The following is a 13,865-nucleotide window of genomic DNA, read 5'->3' as shown; positions in this document are numbered from 1 at the left end:
ACCGGGCCACGTACTCCCCAAGGTGGAGGCCGCCCTCCCCGTTCCGCTTAGCCTGGCGTGATGACGGATCGCCTGGGAGCTCGGGGGGACCTCTCGTCGTGCGGCTGCGGGTCCATCACGGCCGGTCACGCCCACACGGCGGAGCCGCACATGTCACACCCCCGCGCCCGTGAAGGGGCGAAGGCGTGGCGGTGTTGGCGCGCCGCGACGCGAGAAGCCCTGTACGGCCCCGAGGGCTTCTACCGGAGGCCGGAGGGGCCCGCCTCGCACTTCCGGACCTCCGTGCACGCCTCCCCGCTCTTCGCCTCCGCCGTGGCGCGGTTGCTGTGCCGGGTGGACGAGGCGTTGGGACGGCCGGGCGAGCTGGGGTTCGTCGACATGGGGGCCGGGCGGGGGGAGCTGGTGAGCGGGGTGCTGGACGCGCTCCCCGCCGAGGTGTCGTCCCGCACGCGCGCGTACGCCGTCGAGCTGGCCGAGCGGCCACCCGGTCTCGATCACCGCATCGAGTGGCTCGCCGAACCGCCGAAGGGGATCGCCGGGCTGCTGTTCGCCAACGAGTGGCTGGACAACGTGCCCGTGGAGGTCGTCGAGGTGGACGCGGCGGGTGTGGCCCGGCTGGTCCTCGTACGGCAGGACGGGAGCGAGCGGCTCGGGGAGGCCGTCGGCGGGGAGGAGGCGCGATGGCTGGGCCGGTGGTGGCCGTTGGCCCCCGAGGAGGGGCTGCGGGCCGAGGTCGGGCTGCCGAGGGACCGGGCGTGGGCCGCCGCCGTGGCGGGTGTCGAGCGGGGACTCGCCGTCGCCGTGGACTACGCTCACCTCGTCGGCTCCCGGCCGCCCTTCGGGACGCTCACGGGGTTCCGGAAGGGGCGGGAGACCTCGCCGGTCCCGGACGGGTCGTGCGACATCACCGCCCATGTGGCACTGGACGCGTGCGCGCTGCCGGGGGCACGGCTGCTCACCCAGCGGGAGGCCCTGCGCGCCCTGGGGGTCGGCGCCGGCCGTCCGCCGCTGTCCCTCGCGACCACCGACCCGGTCGCGTACGTACGGGCCCTCGCGGGCGCGGGCGAGGCCGCCGAACTGACCGCGCCGGGCGGACTGGGCGACTTCGGCTGGCTGCTGCAGACGGTGGGGATTCCGGACCCGCTGCCCCGCTCACCGGCATGAGCCGAACGACGGGGCCCAGGCCGTCCAGCCCATCCAGGCCGTCACGCCCTCACGCCCTCACGCCCTCACGGCCGTCCTACTTGTCGATGTCCCCCACCACGAAGAACAGCGAGCCCAGGATCGCCACCATGTCGGCCACCAGGGTGCCCGGCAGGAGTTCGGTGAGGGCCTGGATGTTGTTGTACGAGGCGGAGCGGAGCTTCAGGCGGTAGGGGGTCTTCTCGCCCTTGCTGACCAGGTAGTAGCCGTTGATGCCGAGGGGGTTCTCGGTCCAGGCGTAGGTGTGGCCCTCGGGGGCCTTGAGGACCTTCGGGAGGCGCTGGTTGATGGGGCCCGGCGGGAGGTCGGCGAGGCGGTCGAGGCAGGCGTCGGCGAGGGCGAGCGCGTTGTGGGTCTGTTCCAGGAGGCACTCGAAGCGGGCGAGGCAGTCGCCCTCGTCACGGGTGACGACCTTCAGGACGTCCTGCAGGTCGCCGTACGCGAGGTACGGCTCGTCGCGCCGCAGGTCGAAGTCGACGCCGGAGGCACGGGCGATCGGGCCGCTGACGCCGTACGCGTGCACGGCCTCCGGGGAGAGGACGCCCACGTTCCGGGTGCGGCCCCGGAAGATCTCGTTGCCGAGGACGAGGTCGTCGAAGACACCCATGCGGGAGCGGACGTCCGCGACGGCCGCCCGCGCGCGTGCGGTCCAGCCCGCCGGGAGGTCCTCCTTGAGGCCGCCGACCCGGTTGAACATGTAGTGCATGCGCCCGCCGGAGATCTCCTCCATGACGCTCTGGAGCTCCTCGCGCTCCCGGAAGGCGTAGAAGACCGGGGTGATGCCGCCGAGCTCCAGCGGGTACGAGCCGAGGAACATCAGGTGGTTGAGGACCCGGTTCAGCTCGGCGAGGAGCGTACGCATCCAGACCGCGCGCTCGGGGACCTCCATGCCCAGCATGCGTTCGACGCCGAGGACGACGCCGAGTTCGTTGGAGAAGGCGGAGAGCCAGTCGTGGCGGTTGGCGAGCATGATGATCTGGCGGTAGTCACGCGCCTCGAAGAGCTTCTCCGCGCCCCGGTGCATATAGCCGATGACCGGCTCGGCGTGCCGGATGCGCTCGCCGTCGAGGACGAGCCGCAGCCGCAGCACACCGTGCGTGGACGGATGCTGCGGGCCGATGTTGAGCACCATGTCCGTGCTCTCGGCGGCACCGCCGATACCGACCGTCGTCTCTCGGGTCTCCGTCGGGGGAGTCATGGACACAGTCTGTCGTACGTACGCTGGCGTAATGGAGACGGGGACCTTGGAAGACGGCGCCGAGCGCGCCGAGGGCGAGCCGGTCTGGACCGGACTGCCGCCCGGGCTGTTGCGGATGAGGCGGCTGTTGCTGGTGTTGTGGCTGGGGCCGATCACCGTCGGTACGGCGGTACTGCTGGGCTGGCTGGCGGAGCCGGTGTGGGCGGCCTTCGCGCTGCTGCCCCTCGGCCTGCTGCTGTGGGGCTGGCCGATGCTGGGCCGGAACTGGCGGTCATGGCGGTACGCCGAAAGGGCGGACGACCTGTTGATCAGCCGGGGTGTGCTCTGGCGGGAGGAGACCGTCGTGCCGTACGGGCGTATGCAGCTGGTCGAGGTGGAGTCCGGGCCCGTCGAGCGGCACTTCAACCTGGCGAGCGTGCAGCTGCGCACGGCCGCCGCCGCCACGGACGCCCGCATCCCCGGTCTCGACCCGGCCGAGGCCGAACGCCTCCGCGACCGCCTCACGCAACTGGGCGAGGCCCGATCGGCAGGGCTGTGACGGTGTCGGCGCAGGAAGCGGACGACGCGGTACAAGCGGAGAGGCCGGGGGACGGGGCCGAGCGCGAGCCGGAGCCCGCGGCGGTGAGCGGGCTGGGCGGGGTGCCGGAGGCCGGGGCCGGGCCGGGCGGGAAGGCGGAGGTGGGGGCCTCCGCATCGGCCTCCGTGGCCGAGAACGGCGGCGGTACTGCGAAGGCGGACGCCGAGGACGACGGCGGGACGGGTGAGGCGGACGCCGAGCGCCGCGGCGGGACAGCGGAGGCGGACGCCGAGAACGACGGCGGGACAGCGAAGGCGGACGCCGAGGACCACGGCGGGCGGGGTGAGGCGAGCGCCGAGAACGACGGCGGGACAGCGGAAGCGGACGCCGAGAACGGCAGCGGGCGGGGTGAGGCGGACGCCGAGAACGACGGCGGGACAACGGAGGCGGACGCCGAGAGCCGCGGCGGGACGGGTGATGCGGGCGCCGAGGACGACGGCGGGACGGGTGAGAAGCCGGTGGTCGAGCATCGGCTGCATCCGGTGACGCCGCTGCGGCGGGCCTGGGCGCCGGTGGCGGTGTTGATCGGGTGGGCCGTGCACGATCCGGACGGGGCGCAGCGGAACCTGATGCGGCTCGACACGACGACCCTGCTGATCGGGCTCGGTGTGTTCATCCCGGCCGCCGCCCTGTACGGCTTCCTGACCTGGTGGTTCACCCACTTCGCGGTGACCGACAGCGAACTGCGCATCCGTACCGGCCTGTTGTTCCGCCGTACCGCCCACATCCGCCTGGAGCGCATTCAGGCCATCGACGTCACCCGCCCACTGCTGGCCCGGATCGCGGGCGTGGCGAAACTCAGACTCGACGTCGTCGGCACCGACAAGAAGGACGAGCTGGCCTACCTCGGCGAGGCGCACGCCGGCGCCCTGCGGGCCGAACTCCTCGCCCGCGCGGCCGGTTTCGCGCCGGAGACCGCGCACGAGGTCGGCGAGGCGCCCGTACGGCGGCTTCTGAAGGTCCCGGCCGGCGTGCTGGCCATGTCCCTCGTCCTGACCGGCGCGACCTGGGCGACCCTGGTGGCCGCGGTCGTCGTACCGTCCGTGCTGTGGTTCGTCACGGAGAGCGTGTGGACCGTCCTCGCGACCGCGCTGCCGCTGCTCGGCGCGGCCGGGGCGAGCAGTGTGGGGCGGTTCGTCGCGGAGTACGACTGGACGGTCGGCGACTCCCCCGACGGGCTCCGCATCGACCACGGGCTCCTCGACCGGGCCCACGAAACGGTCCCGCCCGGCCGCGTGCAGACCGTCCGCGTCGTCGAACCGCTGCTGTGGCGGCGCCGCGGGTGGGTCCGCGTCGAGCTGGACGTGGCCGGTTCCTCGAACTCCGTCCTCGTACCGGTCGCGCCGCGCGAGGTGGCCGAGTCGGTGATAGCGCGTGTGCTGCCGGGGGTGGCCGTGCCGGACGCGGCGGCTCTCGTACGGCCGCCGGGGCGGGCGCGGTGGTGCGTGCCGCTGTGGTGGCGGGGGTACGGGCTCGCCGTCAGCGACACGGTGTTCGCGGCGCGGCACGGGCTGCTGCGGCGCCGGCTCGATCTCGTGCCGCACGCGAAGGTGCAGAGCGTACGGCTGTCGCAGGGGCCCTGGCAGCGGTCCAAGGGTCTCGCCGACGTGCATGTCGACACCGGCGCCAACAAGACCGTGACCGCGCGGCTGAGGGACGCCGGGGAGGCGGCTGAGCTGCTGCGTGCGCAGGCGGAACGGTCGCGGACGGGGCGGCGTGAGGCTCTGCCGGATCGGTGGATGGTGTAGCGCCGGGGGGGTGGGCTGCGTCGGTGCGGGGGCCGGGATGGGGCGTGGGCGCCCGGTGGTCGGGGTGGCGTGGGCGCCCGGTGGTCGGGGTGGCGTGGGCGCCCGGCGGCTTCGGCTGGGCGGAGGGCGGTTTCGCTCACCGGCGCTTGCGGGGTGCCGCCGCGCCCACCCTCGCCCACTCTCGGCTTCGTTCGAGCGGGAGGTGCCCCCATCGCCCCAGCGGCACGACTGCCCGCGGTGGCCGGGACGGCCGGGACGGCCGGCTGTACCGGCCGCCCGTGGCTAGGACGCTGCCGTGCGCAGGCCCTGTACGTCGATCTGTTCCGTCTCGTCGTGGGCGGTGAGGTCGATGACCTGGCCGACGCCTCGGGATGCCTCGTCGGGGCGCTTGAACCGGGCCTCGGACTCGGCCTTGTGCAGCGCGAGGGCCTCCTGGCCGATCACGTCGGCGAGGTCCTCGTTCTGCACGGCCTCCAGGGCGTCCGCACCCTTCTGCGTACCGAAGAAGTCGAACCCTCCCTCGACGGCCGCCCGCCGCTGCGGCGCGGCAGGAACCACGGCCACGGCCGTGGGCACCGTGAAGTGACCCGCCGGCGGGAGTGCGGGCATCGGCGCCGGAGCGGCCTGCTCCGCCTGCCGCACGTGCCCCGCGCGCCCCGACGGCTCCACCCGCGTCAGCTCGCCCACCCCCGTCGACCGTGTCGGAGCGGAGACCGCGGGTACGGGACCGGCGGCCGCGCGCTCATGACCACGGGCCGCCACAGACTTCCCCAGCGCGTCGTCCTCCTCGGCGGTGAGCACCGGAACCGGCTCCTCCGCCGCCTCGGCGGAACGTCCCTGCCGAGTGCCCCCGTCCGTCGGCCCGTCCGGGTCACCCTTGGGAGAAGGGCCCTTGGGGGAACCACCCTTCGGTGCCTGGCCCTTGGCGGTCGCCTCGGCGGACTCGGCGGAGTCCGGCTCGGCGACGGACGTCTCGCCCGGCTCATCGACCTGATCGACCTGTACGTCGACGGCGTCGTCCACGGGGTCGTCACCGGAGCCGTCTGCGAAGTCGTCGGCGAACTCGCCCTCGACCTCGGAGTCCGAGGACACGCTCGCTTCCTCGGCACCGGCCACTTCGGACTCGACTACGGCATCGGCACCAGCACCGGCCTCGTCCGCAACCCCGAACTCGGGCTCGGGCTCGGGCACAAACCCCGACGCGGTCCCGATCCCGATCCCGATCTCGGTCTCGGTCTCCGTCTCGGTCTCCGTCTCCGTCTCCGTCTCCGTCTCGGATCCAGCCGCGAACTCACCGTCAGCCCCGGGCTCAGCCTCGGCCTCGGCCTCGGCCTGGGCGACCACCCCGTCGCCACCGGCCTCGGCCGCACCCTCGCTCGCAGCCCCGGCCCCGGTCTCCCTCGAACCCTCCACCGAGCCCCGCTGGGTGATGATCCGGTCCAACGCCGAGTTCGCGCGCAGGAAGAGCGAGGAACCGGCCGGCGAGAACACCGAAGAGGCCGACCCCTTCGCCCCGGAGCCCTCGGCCTCGGCCGAGGCACCACCGTCGACGTCACCCTCGGCAGAAGCACCCCCGTCGGCGTCGGGATCGGCATCGGCGTCGGCATCGGCGTCGGCGTCGGCCGAGGCACCCCCGGCTTCGCCCTTCCCCGTCTTCCCCGCCTTCGCCGCCTCGGCCGCAGCCTTGGAAGCCGTCTCCCACGAAGCCCAGGGCGCCCCCGGTGAGGGAACCCCCTGCGGCGGCACCGGCGAAGCCTGGGCCACCGCGGTGGCCTCGTCACCCTCGCCGTCACCCGCACCCGCACCCGCACCCGCGTCCGAACCGGCCGCCTCCAACTCCCGCGCCCCCTCGGGAACGGTCGCCTCGATCTCCAGCAGGCGGCGGCCCTCCAGGGCGCTGGCCCGCTCGGTCTCGGCGGTGGCGTAGCGGCGCAGCAGCGCGGCGTGCTCGTTGCGGAGGTTGGCCAGTTCCGCACGCTTGGCCCGGAGCTTGTGCTCCAGCTTGGTGCGCAGCTCGCGCGACTCCTCGAGGTCGGTCTCCACCTCGGCGACCTTCTCCTCGTGACGCCACTCGTCGCTCGCCCGCGCACGCGTGAGGTCGGCGACGCGTTTGCCTGCCTCCACGTCCCAGCGGCGCATGACCGCCGCGCCCACGGCCGCGGTCGCCGCGGCGAGGGCGGCGGTGACCCGGAGCACCGACGGCTCGGTGAACACCCAGGGCCCGAGGGCGCAGACGAGCGAGACGCCTGCGATCGCCGTGGGGGGCAGCAGCCTGTGCAGAGGTGGTGAATGGCGGTGACGTCCACGTGGCATGGCCAGAAACTTACCGCGCGTAGGCGAATGATGGTGCCCCGGGCCGTAAAAACTCAGCCGCCCCTCTCACCTCTCACAAGCCCTCACAAGCTCCCTCACGGCCAGGGCACCAAGGCACCCACCGGCGACTCCTCTACTGGATCAAGCCGAGGGAATCCAGATACGCCTTGGCCACATCTGCCTCTTTCCCCAGACGGGGGAATTCCACGAATTGCCGCGCCGCCGACAGACCCCTCAGCAGTCGCACGCACGGGCAGCACGGACGGCACGCACGGACGGCACGCACGGACGGCACGCACCGTCGGCACTCAGCGGTCGCACTCCGCTCACACTCGGCGGTCGCCCTCGCCACCCGCACTCACCGGTCGCTCAACCGCCCGCTGATCCACTGCAGAGTCGCCGGGATCTCGCGCCGCCACGTGTTGAAGTTGTGCCCGCCGCTGTCGAGGATGATCGACGAGATCCGGGTCGGCCGCTTCTCTTTCGCCAACTCGATGAACTCGAGCGTGTTCCTGTAGTTGGTCTCCCCCTGTTTGCTGCTGGTGACCAGCAGAGAGGTGTCCGGCGCCGGCCGGTGCCTCAGATACCAGAAGAGGTCCGCCTCGTTCCGCAGCGTCCTGTTCCCCTGGAAGAGATCGCCGGTCGTGGCGTCGAGCGGCGCCTTGTAGTACGGCGAGAGGCCCGCGCCGGCGGCGTACACCCGGGGGTGGTGCATGGCGAGTTTCAGCGCACAGTAGCCGCCGGTCGAGTCGCCGATGATCCCCCAGCTCCCGGGCTTCTTCCCGACCCGGTAGTGGTGACCCACGGCGTCCGGCAGGTCCTCGGCGAAGAACGACTCGGTCCGCGGCCCGCCCGGGACGTCCACGCACTCGGTGTCGCGCGGCGGCGCCACGGTCGGCCGCAGCATGACCAGGATCATCGGCTGCGCCTTGCCGTCGCGGGCCAACTTGTGTGCCGTCTGCGGAAAGTGGAGGCCCTTGACGAGCGCCTCGGCCGTGCCCGGGTAGCCGGTGAGGACGACGGCCGCGGGGAAGGTGCGGGTGCGGTACTCGGGCTGGAAGTACTCCGGCGGCAGATACACGTACGCCGGGCTCGCGATCCGTGTCGTACGGCCGACGATCTCGACCTTCTGGATCTGGCCGCCGATGGTGGGGCGGGCGCCGCCGGCCACGTTCACCTGCTGGGTGTCGACGACCCGCAACGGCCCGCCGGTGTCGGCGCCGTCGTGGTCGACGACCACGCCCTGGCCGTTCTCCCGGCCGAGGAGGTCGGCCCAGCTGGCGTAGAACCCGAAGGCCTGGTTCGCGGCGAGGCCGACCGACGCGAAGACGGCGACCTGCGTGGCCAGCAGGACCACGATCCGGCCGCCGACCGCCCGCCAGCCGCGACGTGCCAGCCTCGGCCACAGCCACACCGTGCCGATGAACAGCAGCACGGCGGACAACACCACCAACGCCAGCACCTTGTTACTCGTAAGACCCATCGGGTTGTCCCCCGCCGCCCTTTCTTTCCTTGTCTTTCCTTGTCCTTTGGTTCAGCTTTCCGATGGAGAGTGAACCTCCGCCCTCAAGTCACCGTCCTAGAGGGCGCAATGTCGCCGGATGCCGGAAAAGGCACCGGATCCAAGCTCTCTCGCAGAACCACGGGATGCGATGTCTGTCAGGACAGATGGGGAAATGTCGGGTGGGGTTCCGGTCCGGTCGGGCCGACTCCACTCGAACGCCGGTCGGCGCGGATACGGCGTCGTGCGCGGCGCGCTGCGCGGGCCGCGCCCCGAGGCGGTACCCGCCCTGGTCGCCAGGGCCTGCACGCTCGTCGGGCTCGTGGACATCGCCGCGGGCGTGTTCCCCCGCTTCCGGAACAGTCGTATGCACGCGCTGGCCGAGGTGCTCCCCGGCGCGCTCGGACCGTTCGCGGCGGCCCTCTCCCTGAGCGCCGGCGTCCTGCTGCTCCTCCTCGCCCACGGCCTGCGCCGGCGAAAACGGCGGGCCTGGCGCGCGGCCGTGATCCTGCTCCCGGCCGGGGCGATCGCCCAGTTCACGTACCGTCACTCGGTCGTCGGCGTCCTCGTCTCGCTGGCGCTGCTCGTCCTGCTGCTGCGCCACCGTGACGAGTTCCGCGCCCTGCCCGACCCGACCAGCCGCTGGCGCGCCCTCGCCAACTTCGTCCTGATGGGCGCCGGTTCGATCATGCTCGGCCTGCTCGTCGTCAGCGCCCACCCCGGGCGCATGGTCGGCGACCCGAGCCTCGCCGACCGGCTCGAACACGTCATCTACGGCCTGTTCGGCTTCGAGGGCCCGGTCGACTACGCCGGCAACACGTCCTGGACGGTGGCCTTCTCCCTCGGCGCCCTCGGTCTGCTGACCGCCATCACCACGGTCTACCTGGCCTTCCGCCCCGAACACCCGGCGGCCCGCCTCACCGACGACGACGAGGTACGGCTGCGCGCCCTGCTCGACAAGCACGGCGGCCGCGACTCCCTCGGCCACTTCGCGCTCCGCCGCGACAAGGCCGTCGTCTTCTCCCCGAGCGGCAAGGCGGCGGTGACGTACCGCGTCGTCTCCGGTGTGATGCTCGCCAGCGGCGACCCGATCGGCGACGTCGAGGCCTGGCCCGGCGCGATCGAGCGCTTCATGGACGAGGCGAAGGCCCACTCCTGGACCCCGGCCGTCATGGGCTGCTCGGAGACGGGCGCGGAGGTCTGGACCCGGGAGACCGGCCTCGACGCCCTGGAACTGGGCGACGAGGCGGTGGTGGACGTCTCGGATTTCTCCCTCGCCGGGCGCGCGATGCGCAACGTGCGCCAGATGGTGAAGCGCATCGAGCGGCTCGGTTACGAGACCCGGGTACGGCGCGTCCGTGACCTCGGCGAGGCGGAGCTGGACCGGATCCGGCGCGCCGCCGAGGACTGGCGCGGCACCGACACCGAGCGCGGCTTCTCCATGGCGCTCGGCCGCGTCGGCGACCCGGCCGACGGCGACTGCCTCATCGCCACCGCCCACAAGGCCGACGAGGTCCCGGGCCCGTACGGCGACCTGAAGGCCGTGCTCCACTTCGTGCCCTGGGGCCCCGACGGCGCCTCCCTGGACCTGATGCGCCGCGACCGCGCCGCGGACCCCGGTATGAACGAACTCCTCATCGTCGCGGCCCTCCAGGCCGCTCCCCGCCTGGGCGTGAAGCAGGTGTCCCTGAACTTCGCGATGTTCCGCTCGGCCCTGGCGCGCGGCGAGAAGATCGGCGCGGGACCGGTGCTGCGCGCCTGGCGCGGGCTGCTGGTCTTCCTCTCCCGCTGGTTCCAGATCGAGTCGCTGTACAAGTTCAACGCGAAGTTCCGCCCGCGGTGGGAGCCGCGCTTCGTCGTCTACGCGACCTCCCGCGACCTGCCCCGCATCGGCCTCGCGGCGATGCAGGCCGAGGGCTTCGTCACCCTCGCGCTGCCCCGCGTCCTGCGCCGCCGTGCGAAGGCCCCGGCGCCGTGCGCGCACGCGGTGCGCTCCGCGGGCAACGCCGCGTAACGCTCCGCGGGGGACACCGTAGGACGCGGGGGACGCCCGTACGAACAGTGCGGGCCGGACGTGGCTGGTCGCGCAGTTCCCCGCGCCCCTTTACGGGGCGCGGGCGTCACATCGCCCGTGCCGCCCCGCCGTTGGTGTCGTCGTCCTCCGGGAGCTTGCAGACGCGCTCCAGGAAGAAGGCGGCCACTATGACGGCGATGCCCGCGAGGACGGAGAAGCCGGCGTAGATGGCCTGGTCGCGGCGGGCCGGGTTCTCCAGGGACTCCAGGAGGAAGACACCGACGCCGCCGTACATGCCGGAGACGAGGGCGGCGACGAGGGCGCTGGCCTGGCCGAAGACGACCGCGCGGGCGGCCATCAGGGGGTCGACGCCCTTGGCCTCCGGCCGCCGCTCCCGCTGGGCCTTGAGGCGGTTGCGGATGGACAGCGCGGTGGCCGTCAGGACGGCGGCGATCAGGGCGAGCACGATGGGGGCGGCCAGCGGGACGCTCGGCAGGGTGCCCACCGAGTTCCACAGCCGGGCCCCGGCCCAGGACAGCACTCCCGCCACGACGAACACCGCGGCCAGCGTCCTGATGCGCAGCTCTTTCACGATGCCCCTTCGACGAGCCCGATGGTCCACGGACGCCGGGAACCACGGGCGCCGGGTGGTCGGCCCGGCCGGTGATCCCGACGGCGTCGGGATGATCCCGACCCGGTAGACCTTAACGACTACTCGGGCAGGTGGAGTTCCAGGTCGGCGCGGGGCGACACACCTTCACGGGTGACGCCGTCGAGGAGCAGGGCGACCGGGCCCCGGCCGGCGAGCCGGGCCTCCGGCTCCACGTCGTGCCACGGGGCGAGGACGAACGCCCGCTCGTGCGCGCGCGGGTGCGGCAGGATCAGCGCCGGGTCGTCGGAGACCACGTCCGCGTACGCCACGATGTCGACGTCCAGCGTGCGCGGCCCCCAGCGCTCGTCCCGCACCCGGTGGAAGGCCTCCTCGACCGCCTGGGCCCGCTCCAGCAACGAGGACGGCGGCAGGGTGGTCTTCAGGACGACGACCGCGTTGTAGTACGACGGCTGGCTGCCCGGCGCCACCCCCCACGGCTCGGTCTCGTACACCGGCGACACGGCCTTGATGCGGACGCCGGGCGTGTCCTCCAGCGCGTCGATGGCGCCCTGGAGGTTCTCCAGCCGGTTGCCCAGGTTCGAGCCGAGGGAGATCACCGCCCGGCGGGGGTTGTGCAGGGTCGTGTCGGCCTCGTCCACCTTCTGCACGACGGAGGCCGGCACCGGCTGTACGGTCGGGTCGCTCTGACCCTCGGTGAAGAACGCGGTCATACTCGGCTCCGGGTGATGGTGACGGTCGTGTCGTCGAAGGGGACCGTGATCGGCGCGTTCGGCTTGTGGACGGTGACCTCGACCTCCTGGACCACCTCATGCCGCAGACACGCCCGGGCGATGCGCTCGGCCAGCGTCTCGATGAGGTTCACCGGCTCGCCCGCGACGATGGCGACGACCTCCTCCGCCACGATCCCGTAGTGCACGGTCTTCGCCAGGTCGTCGTCGGCCGCGGCCGGCCGGGTGTCCAGCCCGAGGACGAGGTCCACGACGAAGGTCTGGCCCTCCTCGCGCTCACCCGGGAACACCCCGTGATACCCACGGGCCCTGAGGCCGCGCAGCGCGACACGATCCACGCGAATCACTCCTGCAATCGTCGGTGACGGCCGATGTCGTCCGTATGCGGTCGGCACACCGGCCACCTTCGAATCTACCTGCGGGCACGGACAGCGCTCCCCCACGGAGGCTCGGCCCCACCCTTGTACGGGCAGGGTTCACCGAGCGTTTCCCGCAGGGAACACGGCGGCTCACAGGTCGGAAGCCGCCCATACCCGCGACCCCGTGTTCCCAATCACGCCTTGGCCCTTGGGGACCGCCCACCCACTCAGGAAGGTGACGCGTCGCCCTCGTCGTCATCGGATTCGGTCAGTACCGGGGAACCGTGGTGCGACCACAGCTTCCAGCCGTCGGATGTGCGGCGGAACACATTCGTGGCGACCACCAGCTGCCCCACGAGCGGCCCCAGCTCGTCACTGCCGTCCGGCGCCGGGCCCCCGCTGAGGATGTTCTCGGTGCAGGTGACGAGCGCGGTGTCCCCGGTGACCGACACATGCACGTCGGTGAGGAAGAACTGGATGTACTCCGTGTTCGCCATGATCAACGCGTACGACCGCAGCACCTCGCCGCGCCCGGTGAGGACCGGCCAGCCGGGGTGCACGCAGGAGATCACGCCGGTCTCGGCGGGGTCGTGGTACTCCTCGTCCACGCCCACGTCGGCCGGGGTCAGCCAGAGCGAGGAGAGCGTCTCGAAGTCGCCCTGCTCCATGGCCTCGTAGAAGGCCCGGTTGGCGAGTTCGACCTGTTCGACATCGGTGTGGGGAGCGCTCACCGCTCCCGGGCCCCTTCGATCGCGCGGGTCACGCGAACCGCGTCGGCGGTGGCACGGACCTCGTGCACCCGGACCGCCCAGGCGCCCTGCTGAGCGGCCAGGGCCGACACGGCGGCCGTGGCGGCGTCCCGTTCGCGTGCGGGCGGCGGTGAGCCCTCCGAGCCCGCCAGCACCCGGCCGAGGAACCGCTTGCGGGAGGCGGCGACCAGCAGCGGGTGGCCGAGGCCGTGCAGCCGGTCGAGGTGGGCGAGGAGGGTGAGGTCGTGCTCGGCGTCCTTGGAGAACCCGAGGCCCGGGTCGACGACGACGCGGTCCGCCGCGACGCCGCCCGCCAGAACGGCCTCCACGCGCGCGTGCAGTTCGTCCAGCACCTCGGCGACGACGTCCTCGTAGACGCCCCTGACGTTGCCGCCCTCCAGGAAGCCGCGCCAGTGCATCACCACGAAGGGGGCGCCCGCGTCGGCGACCACCGGGATCATCGCGGGGTCGGCGAGGCCGCCGCTGACGTCGTTGACGAGGGCGGCGCCGGCCGCGAGGGCCTGCTCGGCGACGGAGGCGCGCATGGTGTCCACGGAGACGGTGACACCCTCGGAAGCCAGCCCCCGCACGACGGGGATGACGCGCTTGAGCTCCTCGGCCTCGTCGACGCGGGCGGCACCGGGGCGGGTCGACTCACCGCCGACGTCCACCAGGTCCGCGCCCTCCCCGACCATGTCCAGGCCGTGTTTGACCGCCGCCGTGGTGTCGAACCAGCGGCCGCCGTCGGAGAAGGAGTCCGGGGTGACGTTGACGACGCCCATGACCGCACAACGGTCCCACCGGGGCATTCCGCCCACCTGGCCGCGCCGGTTCTGCTTGCTCATGCGTCAAGCCTAGGCCC

At 72.7% G+C, this 13,865-nt stretch carries 12 protein-coding genes; 4 read left to right on the top strand and 8 right to left on the bottom strand.

The window, feature by feature from the left end:
- The first annotated feature begins 150 nt into the window (after positions 1–150).
- Positions 151–1,164, top strand: coding sequence for an SAM-dependent methyltransferase (locus tag OG272_RS28585; protein ID WP_405895171.1), 1,014 nt, complete (start codon positions 151–153; stop codon positions 1,162–1,164).
- A gap of 76 nt (positions 1,165–1,240) precedes the next feature.
- Here the strand turns inward: OG272_RS28585 and OG272_RS28580 are convergent, their stop codons facing one another.
- The gene (locus OG272_RS28580; protein WP_326579361.1) at positions 1,241–2,401 is read right to left on the bottom strand and encodes an NADH-quinone oxidoreductase subunit D; all 1,161 of its coding nucleotides are present in this window, start codon (positions 2,399–2,401) and stop codon (positions 1,241–1,243) included.
- A 31-nt stretch (positions 2,402–2,432) separates the two neighbouring features.
- Between OG272_RS28580 and OG272_RS28575 the strand changes: the two genes are divergently transcribed.
- Together OG272_RS28575 and OG272_RS28570 are read left to right on the top strand one after the other, a co-directional pair.
- Positions 2,433–2,939, top strand: coding sequence for a PH domain-containing protein (locus OG272_RS28575; RefSeq protein WP_327728336.1), 507 nt, complete (start codon positions 2,433–2,435; stop codon positions 2,937–2,939).
- 497 nt (positions 2,940–3,436) lie between these two features.
- A complete protein-coding gene (locus OG272_RS28570; protein WP_405896088.1) occupies positions 3,437–4,726 on the top strand; it encodes a PH domain-containing protein in 1,290 nt (429 codons plus the stop codon).
- Positions 4,727–5,008: 282 nt separating this feature from the next.
- Here the strand turns inward: OG272_RS28570 and OG272_RS28565 are convergent, their stop codons facing one another.
- A complete protein-coding gene (locus OG272_RS28565) occupies positions 5,009–7,039 on the bottom strand; it encodes a hypothetical protein (RefSeq protein ID WP_405895170.1) in 2,031 nt (676 codons plus the stop codon).
- A gap of 358 nt (positions 7,040–7,397) precedes the next feature.
- Entirely contained in the window at positions 7,398–8,522 is a 1,125-nt protein-coding gene (locus tag OG272_RS28560) for an alpha/beta hydrolase-fold protein (protein WP_327728339.1), read from the bottom strand.
- 193 nt (positions 8,523–8,715) lie between these two features.
- On the opposite strand from OG272_RS28560, the gene OG272_RS28555 reads away from it, so the two are divergent.
- Positions 8,716–10,554 carry a phosphatidylglycerol lysyltransferase domain-containing protein gene (locus OG272_RS28555; protein ID WP_327728340.1) on the top strand — a complete coding sequence of 613 codons (1,839 nt, stop codon included), beginning with the start codon at positions 8,716–8,718 and terminating at the stop codon, positions 10,552–10,554.
- A gap of 106 nt (positions 10,555–10,660) precedes the next feature.
- Here OG272_RS28555 and OG272_RS28550 read toward each other — a convergent pair whose 3' ends face one another.
- The 5 genes from OG272_RS28550 to folP all read right to left on the bottom strand — a co-directional run bounded on the left by OG272_RS28550 (position 10,661) and on the right by folP (position 13,848).
- On the bottom strand, positions 10,661–11,146 hold the full coding sequence (locus OG272_RS28550) for a DUF3180 domain-containing protein (protein WP_326579378.1): 486 nt from the start codon (positions 11,144–11,146) through the stop codon (positions 10,661–10,663).
- 119 nt (positions 11,147–11,265) lie between these two features.
- Positions 11,266–11,877, bottom strand: coding sequence for a 2-amino-4-hydroxy-6-hydroxymethyldihydropteridine diphosphokinase (folK, locus tag OG272_RS28545; RefSeq protein ID WP_326579379.1), 612 nt, complete (start codon positions 11,875–11,877; stop codon positions 11,266–11,268).
- On the bottom strand, positions 11,874–12,233 hold the full coding sequence (gene folB / locus OG272_RS28540) for a dihydroneopterin aldolase (RefSeq protein ID WP_405895169.1): 360 nt from the start codon (positions 12,231–12,233) through the stop codon (positions 11,874–11,876). Before folB ends, folK begins: the two co-directional genes overlap by 4 nt.
- Before the next feature lie 248 nt (positions 12,234–12,481).
- Positions 12,482–12,985 (bottom strand): nuclear transport factor 2 family protein, encoded by a 504-nt coding sequence (locus OG272_RS28535; protein ID WP_326579381.1) that lies wholly within the window; start codon positions 12,983–12,985, stop codon positions 12,482–12,484.
- Positions 12,982–13,848: a dihydropteroate synthase gene (folP, locus tag OG272_RS28530; RefSeq protein WP_327728341.1), complete on the bottom strand. Its 867-nt coding sequence runs from the start codon at positions 13,846–13,848 to the stop codon at positions 12,982–12,984. Before folP ends, OG272_RS28535 begins: the two co-directional genes overlap by 4 nt.
- Positions 13,849–13,865: the final 17 nt, after the last annotated feature.

Source organism: Streptomyces sp. NBC_00104 (assembly GCF_045160825.1).
Lineage (GTDB): Bacteria > Actinomycetota > Actinomycetes > Streptomycetales > Streptomycetaceae > Streptomyces.
The sequence above is the reverse complement of the archived record's forward strand: the minus strand, read 5'-3'. Positions and strand labels throughout refer to the sequence as shown.